The 13428-nt window shown below is 71.1% G+C and carries 16 protein-coding genes; 10 read left to right on the top strand and 6 right to left on the bottom strand.

All coding sequences use genetic code 11. The features are described from left to right. The first annotated feature begins 54 nt into the window (after positions 1-54). The 6 genes from FBY22_RS02410 to FBY22_RS02385 are packed head-to-tail and all read left to right on the top strand — an operon-like array spanning position 55 to position 4106. Positions 55-480 (top strand): cupin domain-containing protein, encoded by a 426-nt coding sequence (locus tag FBY22_RS02410; RefSeq protein ID WP_260844697.1) that lies wholly within the window; start codon positions 55-57, stop codon positions 478-480. Next, positions 477-1745 (top strand): beta-ketoacyl synthase, encoded by a 1269-nt coding sequence (locus tag FBY22_RS02405; protein WP_142142237.1) that lies wholly within the window; start codon positions 477-479, stop codon positions 1743-1745. Before FBY22_RS02410 ends, FBY22_RS02405 begins: the two co-directional genes overlap by 4 nt. Continuing rightward, a complete protein-coding gene (locus FBY22_RS02400; protein ID WP_142142236.1) occupies positions 1742-2983 on the top strand; it encodes a ketosynthase chain-length factor in 1242 nt (413 codons plus the stop codon). The genes FBY22_RS02405 and FBY22_RS02400 overlap by 4 nt, the downstream gene beginning before the upstream one ends. A gap of 32 nt (positions 2984-3015) precedes the next feature. Then, positions 3016-3273, top strand: coding sequence for an acyl carrier protein (locus tag FBY22_RS02395; protein WP_142142235.1), 258 nt, complete (start codon positions 3016-3018; stop codon positions 3271-3273). A 1-nt stretch (position 3274) separates the two neighbouring features. After that, on the top strand, positions 3275-3754 hold the full coding sequence (locus FBY22_RS02390) for an SRPBCC family protein (protein WP_142142234.1): 480 nt from the start codon (positions 3275-3277) through the stop codon (positions 3752-3754). 19 nt (positions 3755-3773) lie between these two features. Further along, a complete protein-coding gene (locus FBY22_RS02385) occupies positions 3774-4106 on the top strand; it encodes a TcmI family type II polyketide cyclase (protein WP_142142233.1) in 333 nt (110 codons plus the stop codon). Positions 4107-4173: 67 nt separating this feature from the next. Here the strand turns inward: FBY22_RS02385 and FBY22_RS02380 are convergent, their stop codons facing one another. The 3 genes from FBY22_RS02380 to FBY22_RS02370 all read right to left on the bottom strand — a co-directional run bounded on the left by FBY22_RS02380 (position 4174) and on the right by FBY22_RS02370 (position 7532). Then, positions 4174-5202 (bottom strand): methyltransferase, encoded by a 1029-nt coding sequence (locus tag FBY22_RS02380; protein WP_142142232.1) that lies wholly within the window; start codon positions 5200-5202, stop codon positions 4174-4176. A gap of 37 nt (positions 5203-5239) precedes the next feature. Further along, complete coding sequence (locus tag FBY22_RS02375) at positions 5240-6295, bottom strand: nitrous oxide reductase family maturation protein NosD (RefSeq protein WP_142142231.1); 1056 nt, start codon at positions 6293-6295, stop codon at positions 5240-5242. Between the two features lie 112 nt (positions 6296-6407). Further along, positions 6408-7532 (bottom strand): ThiF family adenylyltransferase, encoded by a 1125-nt coding sequence (locus FBY22_RS02370; RefSeq protein ID WP_142147299.1) that lies wholly within the window; start codon positions 7530-7532, stop codon positions 6408-6410. 47 nt (positions 7533-7579) lie between these two features. Here FBY22_RS02370 and FBY22_RS43810 point away from each other — a divergent pair, with 47 nt between their 5' ends. From FBY22_RS43810 to FBY22_RS02360, 3 genes are all read left to right on the top strand, one after another. Beyond that, positions 7580-7741, top strand: coding sequence for a hypothetical protein (locus tag FBY22_RS43810; protein WP_160159852.1), 162 nt, complete (start codon positions 7580-7582; stop codon positions 7739-7741). A gap of 13 nt (positions 7742-7754) precedes the next feature. Next, positions 7755-9068, top strand: a complete 1314-nt coding sequence (locus FBY22_RS02365; protein ID WP_142142230.1) for a M14 family zinc carboxypeptidase — start codon at positions 7755-7757, stop codon at positions 9066-9068. Between the two features lie 64 nt (positions 9069-9132). Then, positions 9133-9711, top strand: a complete 579-nt coding sequence (locus FBY22_RS02360) for a Uma2 family endonuclease (RefSeq protein ID WP_142142229.1) — start codon at positions 9133-9135, stop codon at positions 9709-9711. 52 nt (positions 9712-9763) lie between these two features. Here FBY22_RS02360 and ychF read toward each other — a convergent pair whose 3' ends face one another. Continuing rightward, complete coding sequence (gene ychF / locus FBY22_RS02355) at positions 9764-10852, bottom strand: redox-regulated ATPase YchF (protein ID WP_142142228.1); 1089 nt, start codon at positions 10850-10852, stop codon at positions 9764-9766. 168 nt (positions 10853-11020) lie between these two features. Here ychF and FBY22_RS02350 point away from each other — a divergent pair, with 168 nt between their 5' ends. Further along, positions 11021-11614 (top strand): DUF6542 domain-containing protein, encoded by a 594-nt coding sequence (locus FBY22_RS02350; protein ID WP_142142227.1) that lies wholly within the window; start codon positions 11021-11023, stop codon positions 11612-11614. Between the two features lie 22 nt (positions 11615-11636). Here the strand turns inward: FBY22_RS02350 and ppgK are convergent, their stop codons facing one another. Further along, entirely contained in the window at positions 11637-12386 is a 750-nt protein-coding gene (gene ppgK / locus FBY22_RS02345; RefSeq protein ID WP_142142226.1) for a polyphosphate--glucose phosphotransferase, read from the bottom strand. Positions 12387-12415: 29 nt separating this feature from the next. Further along, a complete protein-coding gene (locus FBY22_RS02340; protein ID WP_142142225.1) occupies positions 12416-13417 on the bottom strand; it encodes a 4-hydroxy-3-methylbut-2-enyl diphosphate reductase in 1002 nt (333 codons plus the stop codon). Positions 13418-13428: the final 11 nt, after the last annotated feature.

The following is a 13428-nucleotide window of genomic DNA, read 5'->3' as shown; positions in this document are numbered from 1 at the left end:
CGCGACGGCCACTCCCCCACCCGACCCGTGCAGCGCATGAATCGGAGCACTGTCGTGACCACTTCCCGTCCCAGAATCGTGGCTCTGAACGAGATCGAGCCCAACACCCGCCGTGGCGGCGATCTGCGCGCCCTGCTCACCCCCGCCACGGTCGGCTCGACCAGCGGTTTCATGGGTGTGGCCATCGTGCAGCCCGGCGACCGCATCGGTGAGCACTACCACCCGTACTCCGAGGAGTTCGTGTACGTCCTGTGCGGGCAGCTGGAGGTGGACCTCGACGGCGAGGCCCACCCGCTGCAGCCCGAGCAGGGGCTGATGATCCCCGCCCACATGCGCCACCGCTTCCGCAACGTGGGCAACGTCGAGGCCCGTCTCGTCTTCCACCTCGGCCCGCTGGCCCCGACCCCGCCGCTCGGGCACGTGGACACCGAGGAGACGGACTCCGCCCCGGTGGCCGGCCGAGATCGGGTGGCGTCATGAGCAGGCGCGTCGCGGTCACCGGCATAGGCATCGTCGCACCGGGCGGCATCGGCGTACCGGCGTTCTGGAACCTGCTGGCCGAGGGGCGCACCGCGACCCGGGGCATCACGTTCTTCGACCCGTCCGGGCTGCGGTCGCGGATCGCCGCCGAGTGCGACTTCGAGCCTGGCGCGCACGGGCTGGACGCGGAGCAGGCCGCGCGGTGCGACCGCTACATCCAGTTCGCCCTGGTGGCGGGCGAGGAGGCGGTCCGGGACGCGGGTCTCGACCTGGGCCGGGAGGATCCCTGGCGGGTCGGGGTGTCTCTGGGCACCGCGGTCGGCGGGACCACCCGGCTGGAGCACGACTACGTCCTGGTCAGCCATCGTGGGCAGCGCTGGGACGTGGACGACCGGCAGGCCGGCCCGCACCTGCAGCGCGCGTTCGCGCCGAGCACGCTCGCCGCCACGGTGGCGGAACGGTTCGGCGCGGGCGGGCCGGTGCAGACGGTCTCCACGGGCTGCACCTCCGGCCTGGACGCGGTGGGCTACGCCTTCCACACGATCGAGGAGGGCCGGGCCGACATCTGCATAGCCGGCGCCTCGGACTCGCCGATCTCCCCGATCACCATGGCGTGCTTCGACGCGATCAAGGCCACCTCCCCCAACAACGACGACCCGGCCCACGCCTCCCGCCCCTTCGACGCCGAACGCAACGGCTTCGTCATGGGCGAGGGCGGCGCCGTACTCGTCCTGGAGGAGCTGGAGCACGCGCGAGCCCGGGGCGCGCACGTGTACTGCGAGCTCAGCGGCTACGCCACCTTCGGCAACGCCTACCACATGACCGGTCTGACCACCGAGGGAGTGGAGATGGCCCGTGCCATCAAGGACGCCCTCGACCACGCCCGACTCGATCCGACGGCGATCGACTACGTCAACGCGCACGGGTCGGGCACCCAGCAGAACGACCGGCACGAGACCGCGGCGGTCAAGCGGGCGCTGGGCCCGCACGCCTACGAGACCCCGATGAGCTCCATCAAGTCCATGGTGGGCCACTCCCTGGGCGCGATCGGCGCGATAGAGGTCGTCGCCTGCGTGCTGGCCCTGGCCCACCAGGTCGTACCGCCCACCGCGAACTACGAGACCCCGGACCCCGAGTGCGACCTGGACTACGTCCCTCGCACGGCCCGCGAACGCCGGCTGGACAGCGTGCTGTCCGTGGGCAGCGGGTTCGGGGGCTTCCAGTCCGCGGTGGTCCTGTCCCGGTCGAGGGAGCCAAGACGATGAGCGAACCGTATCCACGGCGTGCCGCCGTCACCGGAATCGGCGTGGTCGCGCCCAACGGCAACGGCACGGAAGCCTTCTGGAAGTCCACCGAGGCGGGCCTCAGCGTCCTCGGCCGGGTCACCCGCGAGGGCTGTGAGCACCTGCCGCTGCGGGTGGCCGGCGAGGTCCGGGACTTCGACGCCGTCGAGGCGGTCGAGGAGCGGTATCTCGTGCAGACCGACCGCTTCACGCACTTCGCGCTGGCCGCCGCGGACCGCGCGCTGGACGACGCCGGGCTCGGCCGGGCCGACACCGACGACGCTCCGTTCTCGGTCGGCGTGGTCACGGCGGCCGGTTCCGGCGGCGGCGAGTTCGGACAGCGGGAGCTGCAGCAACTGTGGGGCAAGGGCAGCCGGTTCGTCGGCCCGTACCAGTCGATCGCCTGGTTCTACGCCGCCAGCACCGGCCAGATCTCCATCCGCCGCGGCTTCAAGGGCCCCTGTGGTGTGGTCGCCTCCGACGAGGCGGGCGGCCTGGACGCCCTGGCGCACGCGGCACGGGCGGTGCGCCGTGGCACCGACGTGGTGGTGGCGGGGTCCACGGAGGCGCCGCTCGCCCCGTACTCGGTGGTCTGCCAGCTCGGTTACCCGGAGCTGAGCACCGAGGAGGACCCGACCCGCGCCTACCGCCCCTTCACCTCCGCGGCCTGCGGATTCGTGCCCGCCGAGGGCGGCGCGATGCTCGTGGTGGAGGACGAGGGGTCGGCCCGCGAGCGCGGTGCCGAGGTGCGGGCCAGGCTCGCCGGGCACGCGGCGACGTTCACCGGGGCCGGCCGCTGGGAGCGGTCCCGGGAGGGGCTCGCGCACGCCATCCGCGGTGCCCTGGCCGAGGCCCGCTGCGCGCCCGAGGAGATCGACGTGGTCTTCGCCGACGCCCTGGGCGTGCCGGAGGCCGACCGGGCCGAGGCCCTGGCGATCGCCGACGTGTTCGGCGCGCACGGGCGGCGGGTGCCGGTCACCGCGCCGAAGACCGGGATCGGCCGCGGTTACGGCGCCGCGCCGGTGCTGGACGTCGCGGCGGCGGTGCTGGCGATGGGGCACGGCGTGATCCCGCCCACCCCGAACGTCTTCGACGTCTGCCACGACCTCGACCTCGTGACCGGCGCGGCCCGCGCCGCCGAGCCGCGCACGGCGCTGGTCCTCAGCCGAGGGCTCATGGGGTCGAACTCGGCGCTCGTGCTGCGGCACGGCGCCACCTGATCAACCGTCACAGAGCGAAGGAGAACCACCGCATGAGTGACCGCATCACTGTGGAAGAGCTGTCCGAGCTGATGAAGAAGGCAGCCGGCGTCACCGTCGCGCCCGAGGAGTTGCAGCGGGGTTACGACTCCGGCTTCGACACCTTCGGCATCGACTCGCTGGGGCTGCTGGGCATCGTCGGCGAGCTGGAGAACCGCTACGGCACGCCGATGCCGCCGGACGCCGAGCGCAGCAAGACGCCCCGGCGGTTCCTCGAGCAGGTCAACGGCGCCCTGCTGGCGGGGGCGTGACATGACCGGACACACCGAGAACGAGATCACCATCGCCGCACCGCTGGACCTGGTGTGGGACATCACGAACGACGTGGCGGGCTGGCCGCGGCTGTTCAGCGAGTACGCCTCCGCCGAGATCCTCTCCCGGGAGGGGAACAAGGTCACCTTCCGGCTGACCATGCACCCCGACGACAACGGCAAGGTGTGGAGCTGGGTCTCGGAGCGCGAGGCGGACCGCGACACCCTCACCGTCCGGGCCCGCCGGGTCGAGACGGGACCGTTCGACCACATGAACATCCTGTGGCGGTACGAGGAGGTCCCGCAGGGCGTGCGGATGGTCTGGACGCAGGACTTCGCGATGAAGCCCGAGGCGCCGGTCGACGACGACTGGATGACCGACAACATCAACCGCAACTCCAAGGTGCAGCTGGCGCTGATCCGCGACCGCATCGAGAAGACCGCCGCCGAGCAGGGCCTCACGCCCGGCCTGACCGACTGAGCCGGACGGAGACCCGCCCATGCACCAGGCGCTGATCGTCGCCCGGATGGCCCCGGGCTCGGCCCCGGACATCGCGAAGATCTTCGCGGAGTCCGACCGGGGCGAGCTGCCGCACCTCGTCGGAGTCGTCCGGCGCAGCCTGTTCCAGTTCGGAGATGTGTACATGCATCTCGTGGAGTCCGAGCGCGATCCCGGACCCGCCATCGCCAAGGTCGTCGACCACCCGGAGTTCCGGGGCGTCAGCGAGCGTCTCGCCTCGTACGTCAGCGCGTACGACCCCGAGACGTGGCGTTCCCCGAAGGACGCCATGGCGCAGCGCTTCTATCTCTGGGAGCGCGACCCGGCCGGCTGAGCCGGCATCTCACCGGTCGCCGGACCCGCAGCGCCGCGGGTCCGGCGACCGGTGTGTGCGGCCCCGCTCAGCCCGGGACGTGGCAGTCGAAGGCGTGCAGATAGGGGTTGACGGGGCTGATGTCGTCGATGACCAGCCCGGCCGCGGTGATCCGGCTCACCATGCTCTCGGTGGTGTGCTTCGCCCCGCCGACGTTGAGCAGCAGCAACAGGTCCATGGCGGTGCTGAAGCGCATGGAGGGCGTGTCGTCGACCAGGTTCTCGATGACCACGACCCTGGCCCCGGGCCCGCCGGTCTCGCGGACGTTGCGCAGCAGGCGGGCCGTGCTCTCGTCGTCCCACTCCAGGATGTTCTTGATGATGTACGTGTCGGCCCGGACCGGCACGGACTCCCGGCAGTCGCCGCCCAGGATCTGCACCCGGTCGGCGAGCGCGCCGCCCTCCCGCAGCCGGGGGTCGGCGTTCTCCACCACCTGCGGCAGGTCCAGCAGGGTGCCGCGCATCGACGGGTACTTCTCCAGCAGGCTCGCCACGACGTGCCCCTGGCCGCCCCCGATGTCGGCGACCGACGAACTCCCGGACAGGTCCAGGAGTTCGGCGACCTCCTGGGCGGACTGCTTGCTGGAGGTGGTCATGGCGCGGTTGAAGACGTGCGCGGACTCGGGGGCGTCCTCGTTGAGGTACTGGAAGAACTCCTTCCCGTACAGCTCCTGGACGACGTTGCGGCCGCTGCGCACGGCCTCGTCCAGCTTGGGCCAGGCGTCCCAGGTCCACGGCTCGGTGCACCACAGGGCGATGGCCCGCAGGCTGTGCGGGTCGTCCTCGCGCAGCAGCCGGGAGACGTCGGTGTGCGCGAACGTCCCGTCCGGCCGCTCGGCGAAGACGCCGTAGCAGGACAGGGCCCGCAACAGCCTTCGTAGCGGCCCCGGTTCGGTCTTCACCGCGGCGGCGAGGTCCTCCGCGGCCATGGGGCCGTCGCCGAGGGCGTCGGCGACGCCGAGCCGTGCCGCGGCGCGCAGGGCGGCGGCACAGGCCGCCCCGAAGGCGAGTTCCCGCAGCCGCATCGAAGGCGGTGGGGCGGTCTGGGCGGTCGTCATGTGCCGCCCTCCTTCCTGGGGTCGGACGGTACGGTGGTCAGCACAGGCCCGCGGGCCTGGAGGCCCGGCAGTTGTTGCCGCTGAAGGTGTTGTCCTGGCCGGTGTCGCCGTTGACGAGGTCGGCCGGGGCGTTGTTCCGCAGGACGTTGTCCTCGATGCGGTTGTGGTCGCTGGCGGCGCCCACGAAGCTCTTGAACAGCACGATGCCGCCGGACAACGGCGAGTCACCGGCGTTGTCCCGGATGGTGTTGTGGGTGACGAGGGTGTTCTCGGTGCCGGTCAGGACGATGCCGGAGCCCTGGAGCGCGGGCAGCCGCTCGGTCTTGGGGCACGACTTGTTGTTGCTCACGATGCGGTTGTCGCGGACGGTCAGGTCGCCGGTCCTGGGCTTGTTCTCGTCACCGACGACGAACACGGCGGCGCAGTTGCCGGTGAGGTGGTTGCGGGCGACGGTGAGGTCGCGCAGGCGGCGGACGGTGATGCCGATCCGGTTGCCCTCCAGCCGGTTGTGCTCGACGAGGGTGCCGTGGGTGTCCGCGGCGCCCTCCTCCCGCGTGATGGTGTTGGCGAGGAAGACACCCGCGTCGCCGTTGTTGCGGGCGGTGTTGCCGCGGATCACGCTGTGCACCGAGCGTTCCTGGGCGATGCCCCACACGCCGTTCTTCACGGCGGTCACGTTCCGCACGGTCAGGCGGTCGGTGGCCATGGCGAAGACGCCGCTGTGGCTGAAGCCGGTCACCGTCAGGTCGGCCACGGTGACGCCCGGCAGGTTGTGGTCCTTGGCGCCGACCACGCAGATGCCGTTGCCGCGCGCCGCGCAGGCGCCTGTCTTGTCGGTGCCCGGTTCGACGACCGTTTCGCGGCCCGTGCCCCGCAGGGTCAGGTGAGGCGTCGTCACCTTGACGCTCTCGTGGTAGATGCCGGGGGTCACCAGCACGGTGTCCCCGGGGACGGCGGCGTCCACCGCCTTCTGGATGGACTGGCCGGGGAACACCAGGTGGATACCGGGGACGGAGTCCGGTGGGGCGGCACCGAGGCCCGCCCCGAGGATCGCTGCGGTGCACGCCAGATACGCGATGCGACATTTAGTCATATTCCACACGTTATGACCGGATGCCTCGCGGGCCTGTGCGATGGGCCATCCGGAGGCGTGTCACGCGTGAGGCGGCTGACCGCCCGTCACCGGGGTCCGTGGCCCTGGGGGTCTACGTCCCGCAGGCCGGGCAGTCGGGGCGTCGCTCCGAGCGCTGCATGATCGCCTCGCCGGGGACCATGAGGTTGAGGCCGAACCGGCAGCCGGGCTCGACCGGCGGAATCCCGCACAGCAGCGCGATCGCGGCATGGGCCAGCAGACCGCCGGACAGGCCCGCGGTCACGGCGTTGACCGGGTTCCACGGCATCCGCGGCGAGGCGGCCTCCTCGTCCTGGCCGGGCGCGAGACGCAGGTCGCGGCGCTCGATCTCGGCACTGCGCAGGCACTCCCAGCACGCGCCCCGGCCAGGTGTGAACACCCCGACACTCACCAGGGGCCCGCGATAGCCCGCCTCGGCCCACGGGACACCGGAGGCCAGGCATACCCGATTGGCCCATCGGCGGATCACGGGCGGCCGGTCGGCGGCCAGGAGCAGCAGGTCGTACCGGGGAGCGCCGCCTGCCAGGAGGTCCTCGAGGTCCGACGGGCCGCGCACCTCCCGGCGTTCGCCCGTGACCGTCGTGTCCGAGTTCAGGGCGTGCAGTGCCGACAGCGCCGCGTCGATCCTGGGGGTGCCCAGGTCGGCCTCGCGGAAGAGGGTCTGACGGTTGAGATTGGACAGTTCGACGACGTCCGGTTCGACACAGTGCAGCCGCCCCAGCCCGGAGGCCACCAGGTCCCGGGCGGCGGCCGAGCCGGTGCCGCCGAGGCCGACCAGCAGGACCCGGGCCCGGCGCAGCAGGAGCTGCGGCTCCCAGGCGCTCTCCCTGGGCCGGAGGTCCATCCAGCGCAACAGGGTCATGCCCCTGCCGTAGCGCTCCCGTTCCCGCTCCGACAGGTCCGCCGGCGGCGGGGCGCCGGCGTCCTCCACGTACCCGGCCGTGGTGAGGTCCGTCATCGCCCGGGTGATGTCCGGCTCCGGCAGCTCCGGATGGCGGCGGGCGACCTCGGCGACGACGTCCGCGGCGCTCCCGGTGCCGTCCAAGGCCTCGACCAGCGTCCACACCCAGCCGTCGGGGTCCTTGACCTCGGCGCCTACGCCGTGCACGACGCTCCCGATCCGTACGTTGCCGTCGACCGTCCGATAGGCCCGGTGCTCCGGCTTGATCCGGGGCCGCCACAGCGCGTGCACAGTCATCTTCACGCCAATCTCGTCGGCCCCAACTCACCGCTGGACAACGGACATTGACAACAATCGTCCGACTGACCAACTCTGGCAAGAGCACGTCGGACCACCGCAGGCCGCAGCCATCGTCAGGAGGACACGGCATGCCGAACAAGATCGAGATCCGCCCGCTGGACAAGAAGGAGACCACCGGCGAGTCCGGTGGCAACGGCGGCGCCTGACCGGACGCGGACGATGGACCGTTCCCCGACGGTCGCGGACCGTTATCCGACGGTCGAGGAAGTCACCGACTCGGCGCGGCGGTTGGTGTCCCGGTTCCCCGGTGCCGTCGGCCGGCTGCGCCGGATCGGTACGTCCCGTGCGGGCCGCCCGATGACGATGCTGTCCCTGGGACGCGGGCCGCGCCATGTGTTGGTCGTCGCCGGGCCGCACCCCGACGAACCCGTGGGCCCCGCCACCGCGCTCGCCCTGGCGGAGCGGCTGGCACGCGGCGACGGACCGGGCGTGGCGACCGATCTCTCCCGCGTGACCTGGGACATCGTGCTGTGCCTGGACCCGGACGGTGCGGCACTGAGCCGGGGAATCGAAGAGGCGACGGCCGGCCCCGACCACTCCCTGGCGGGCTACTACCGTGCCGCCTACCGCCCGGTCGCGGCCGAACAGCCGGAGTGGGCACCGATCCTGGCGCGTCAACTCCCGGAGAGCCAGGCACTGTTCACGGTGATCGACGAACTGCGTCCGGTTCTGCAGTGCTCCCTGCACAGTGTCGAAGCGGGCGGCAGCTGGGTGCAGTTGACCCGGGATCTGCCCGAACTCGCCGCGCCCTTCCAGGCGTCGGCCGCGGACCTCGGCATCCCCGTCCAGCTCGGCACCTTCGACGCCCTGTACTGGGAGAACCCGAGCCCCGGGATCCATGTCCTGCCCCCGCCGGACAGCACCGCCCGGCTGGCGGCCGGCTCCGAGAACATCGGGCTGTCCACCTGGTGCGCGCCCCAGCGTCACGGCGGCCTCACCGCGATCATCGAAGTGCCCATGTGGGCGAGCGACCTGGCCGACGACTCCGCGCCCCATCCGGAGGCCGCCACCGCACTGCGCGATCTGGCCGGCCTGGTCCGGGACGGCGGCCGGCAGGTGACCACGGTCCTCGACAAGGCACGCGCCTTCCTGCCCCCGCCCCGGGACAGCGCGCCGCGACGGGTGCTGGAGTGGATGGCCGACGGCCTCTACGACCTGGTCGCCGAGTCCTGGCAGCCACTGGCCCGGCAGGCGGCCGAGGACGAGCGACCCGCGCCGACCCGCGCCCAGGTCTCGGCCCTCGACATCGTGGCCCGCCGGCAGCCCCTGCGGGCCGCGGGTCTCCTGCTGCGCCTGCTGGAGACGGCGGACGACCCCGCCGCCCCCGGTCTGTACCGCGACCTGGACGACCTGTTCACCAGCTGGTGCGCGGACTTCGAGAAGTCCCTGCGCCTGCGCTGGGTTCCCGTCCACCACCAGATCGCCCACCAGACCCGCACGGTATTGGCGGCGGCCGAGGCCGCTCTGGGGTGACCGGCTCGATCACACCGTCGATGATCTCGTGGCTCGGCCCTCGCCGAGTCGCTACCGTTGAGCCATGACCGCACTGCCCGACTGGATGCGCCCGCCGCGCGAGGAAGGCTGGTTCGCGGAGGACCTGGACCGCCTCCCCGAGGCACCTCGCCACACCGAGCTCATCGACGGAGCACTCGTTTTCATGATGTCGCCCCAGAGGTGGTGGCACGGCCACCTCGTCACCATGCTCACCGTCGCTCTCATGGAGCAGGCGCCCGGCGATGTCAGGGTCGGCCGCGAGATGACCATAAAGCTCGACGAGCGAAACCGGCCCGAGCCGGACCTGCTGCTGACGACGGCCGGCTACGACGCGGACCGTACCTGGTTCGCGCCGGACGAGGTGCAGCTCGTCGTCGAGGTCGTCTCACCCGAGTCCGCCCACCGCGACCGCACGGTGAAGCTGCGCAAGTACGCGCAGGCCGGCATCCCGCACTACTGGTGCATCGAGGACGAGGACGGAGCCCCCGTCGTCCACGTCTACGAACTCGACGAACCGACCGGCGTCTACGCGCCCGCGGGCATCTTCCGGGGCACCCTCGAACGACCCGTACCCTTCGAGATCAGCCTCGACCTGGACAAGCTCACCCCGCCCCGCACCTGAGCCGGCGAGCGCACGAAGGACCGGGCCCGCACAAGCCCGGTCCCCGCCGTGATCACACGTTGAACCTGAACTCCACCACGTCGCCGTCCTGCATGACGTAGTCCTTGCCCTCCATGCGGGCCTTGCCCTTGGCGCGGGCCTCGGCGACCGAGCCGGTCTCCACCAGGTCGGAGAAGGAGATGACCTCCGCCTTGATGAAGCCCTTCTGGAAGTCGGTGTGGATGACACCGGCGGCCTCGGGGGCGGTGGCACCCTTCTTGATGGTCCAGGCGCGGGATTCCTTGGGGCCGGCCGTGAGGTAGGTCTGCAGGCCGAGGGTGTTGAAGCCCACGCGCGCGAGGGTGGCGAGGCCGGGCTCCTCGGCGCCGACGGACTCCAGCAGTTCCATGGCGTCGGCCTCGTCGAGCTCGGCGAGGTCCGCCTCCAGCTTGGCGTTGAGGAAGATCGCCTCGGCGGGGGCGACCAGGGCGCGCTGCTCGTTCTTGAAGTCGTCGTCGACCAGTTCGTCCTCGTCGACGTTGAAGACGTACAGGAAGGGCTTCGTCGTCAGGAGGTGGAGGTCGTGCAGCGGCTCCGCACGCTCGCTGCCCTGGACGATGCCGTGCGCGAAGAGCGTGTCGCCCTTCTCCAGGATCTCCTTGGCCTCCTCGACCGCCTTGACCTTCGGCGCGATGTCCTTCTTGATCCGCGAGTCCTTCTGCAGGCGCGGCAGGACTTTCTCGATGGTCTGCAGGTCGGCGAGGATCAGCTCGGTGTTGATCGTCTCGATGTCGTCCTTCGGCGAGACCTTGCCGTCGACGTGCACGACGTTCTCGTCCTTGAAGGCACGGATGACCTGGCAGATCGCGTCGGACTCGCGGATGTTCGCCAGGAACTTGTTGCCCAGGCCCTCGCCCTCGCTGGCGCCGCGCACGATGCCCGCGATGTCGACGAAGTCGACGGTCGCCGGGAGGATGCGCTGCGAGGAGAAGATTTCGGCCAGTTTCGTCAGCCGGGCGTCGGGGACGCCGACCACGCCCACGTTCGGCTCGATCGTGGCGAACGGGTAGTTGGCCGCGAGCACGTCGTTCTTGGTCAGGGCGTTGAACAGGGTCGACTTGCCGACATTCGGCAGACCGACGATTCCGATCGTGAGCGACACGTTGCGACTTCCCGTACGTGAGAGGAGAGGACTGGAGGGGCTGGGCCGATCCACCAGTCTACGGCGTGCCGAACCGCGCCCCGGCTACCGATCGAACGCATGGCCAAGGTCTTTCCTACGGCGTGTCCCAGGGGCGATTCGACACATAAACAGACCTAAGTTGGTCGGGTGGAGCAACACAGGACGCGCCCCCCGCACGACGGCACGCGACGAGGTACGCCCCCGCTGCCCCCGCAGGCGGCCCGCGGCGGCGCCGCGGACGGCGGTGCGCGACCTGCGCCGCGCCCCGCGCAGAAACGCCCGGCCGCCCGCCCCGCGGGGGTACGGCAGCCCCGCGCCCCCCTGACGGTGAGGGCACGGCAGCTGCCCAACCCGCGGCTGACCGGGCTGGGCGGCGGCCTCTTCTGCGGGGCCGTGATGTTCGTCCTCGGCTGCCTCGACGACCTGCTCCTCGGCGGCTCGCTGACGGTGTACGGCGTGCTGTTCCTGCCGGTGTGCGTGCTGACCGCGGCCTGGGTGCGCAAGGGCGACCTGGTGACCGCCCCCGTCGTCGTGCCCATCGCCTTCGCGGTGGGTCTGCTCCCCGTCGCCGACAGCAGCGGCGGGATGCTGGGCCGGCTCATGGGCCTGGTGACGGCGCTCGCCACGCAGGCGGGATGGCTGTACGGAGGGACACTCATCGCCGGACTGATCGTGACCGTGCGGCAGATCGCCCTGATGCGCCGTCAGGCCGTCCGGCGCCGGAGCGACCCCTACCGCTGACCGGCGCCTGCCCTTCCCGGGCCTAGTGGGGCTCCGTGACCGCCCTCATCGCCGCCCCCACGATTCCCGCGTTGTTCTGCAGCTGCGCCGGGACGACCTCCGCCTTGATGCCCTCGATGAAGTGCAGGAACTTCGCGGACTTGCGGCTGACACCGCCGCCGATGATGAACAGGTCCGGCGAGAAGAGCATCTCGACGTGGGCGAGGTACTTCTGGACCCGGTGCGCCCAGTGCTCCCAGGTCAGGTCGCCGTCGTCCTTGGCCTTGCTGGAGGCGCGCTTCTCCGCGTCGTGGCCGTGCAGCTCGAGGTGGCCCAGCTCGGTGTTGGGGACCAGGACGCCGTCGACGAAGAGCGCGCTGCCGATGCCCGTGCCGAAGGTGAGCAGGATGACGGTGCCCCTGCGGTCCTTTCCGGCGCCGAAGTGCATCTCGGCGACGCCCGCCGCGTCCGCGTCGTTGACCACCGTCACCGGCAGGCCGCCCAGGCGTTCGCTGAACAACGCGCGCGCGTCCGTGTCGATCCAGCTCTTGTCGACGTTGGCCGCCGTACGGATCGTCGAGCTGTCCGTGACCACGCCCGGGAAGGTCAGACCGACCGGGCCGGTCCAGCCGAAGTGCTCCACGACCTGCTTGACCCCGTCGGCCACGCCGTCGGGCGTCGCCGGGACGGGGGTGAGCACCTTGTGGCGCTCCTCGGCCAGGTCGCCCCTGTCGAGATCCACAGGGGCGCCCTTGATCCCGGAACCGCCGATGTCCACACCGAAGATCTGCATGGCTCTACGTTACGACGAACGACTGACAGTCACTCGGCCGAGGTGCCCGTACGCTCGGCGATCAGGGCCGCGGCCTCTTCGCGCAGGTCGCGGCGGAGTTCCTTGGGCAGCGAGAAGGTGATGGACTCCTCGGCCGCCTTGACGATCTCCACGTCCTCGAAGCCGCGCTGCGACAGCCACTCCAGGACCTGCTCGACGAGGACCTCGGGGACGGAGGCGCCGGAGGTGACGCCGACCGTGGTCACGCCCTCCAGCCAGGCCTCGTCGATCTCGTCGGCGAAGTCCACGAGGTACGCCGCGCGGGCGCCGGCCAGCTTGGCGACCTCGACCAGGCGCTTGGAGTTGGAGGAGTTGCGGGAGCCGACCACGATGACCAGGTCCGCCTCGGCGCCCATCTGCTTGACCGCGAGCTGGCGGTTCTGGGTGGCGTAGCAGATGTCGTCGCTGGGCGGGGAGATCAGCTGCGGGAACTTCTCCTTCAGCGCGTCGACGGTCTCCATGGTCTCGTCGACGGAGAGCGTGGTCTGGGACAGCCACACGACCTTGGCGGGGTCGCGGACCTCGACCTTGGCGACGTCGCCGGGGCCGTCGACCAGGGTGATGTGGTCGGGGGCCTCGCCGGAGGTGCCGATGACCTCCTCGTGACCCTCGTGCCCGATCAGGAGGATGTCGTAGTCCTCATTGGCGAAGCGGACGGCTTCCTTGTGGACCTTGGTCACCAGCGGGCAGGTGGCGTCGATGGTGGCGAGCCTGCCACGCTCGGCCTCCTCGTGGACGACGGGGGCGACGCCGTGCGCGGAGAACATCACGATGTTCCCCTCCGGGACCTCCTCGGTCCGCTCGACGAAGATCGCGCCCTTCTTCTCCAGGGTCTGCACGACGTACTTGTTGTGGACGATCTCGTGGCGGACGTAGATCGGAGCCCCGTACTGCTCGAGGGCTTTCTCGACGGCGATCACGGCGCGGTCCACACCCGCGCAGTAGCCACGGGGAGCGGCGAGCAGGACACGGCGGCCAGGCGAAGCAGTCATGCGTCCATCGT

The sequence above is a fragment of the Streptomyces sp. SLBN-31 genome (assembly GCF_006715395.1).
Taxonomy (GTDB): Bacteria; Actinomycetota; Actinomycetes; order Streptomycetales; family Streptomycetaceae; genus Streptomyces.
The sequence above is the reverse complement of the archived record's forward strand: the minus strand, read 5'-3'. Positions and strand labels throughout refer to the sequence as shown.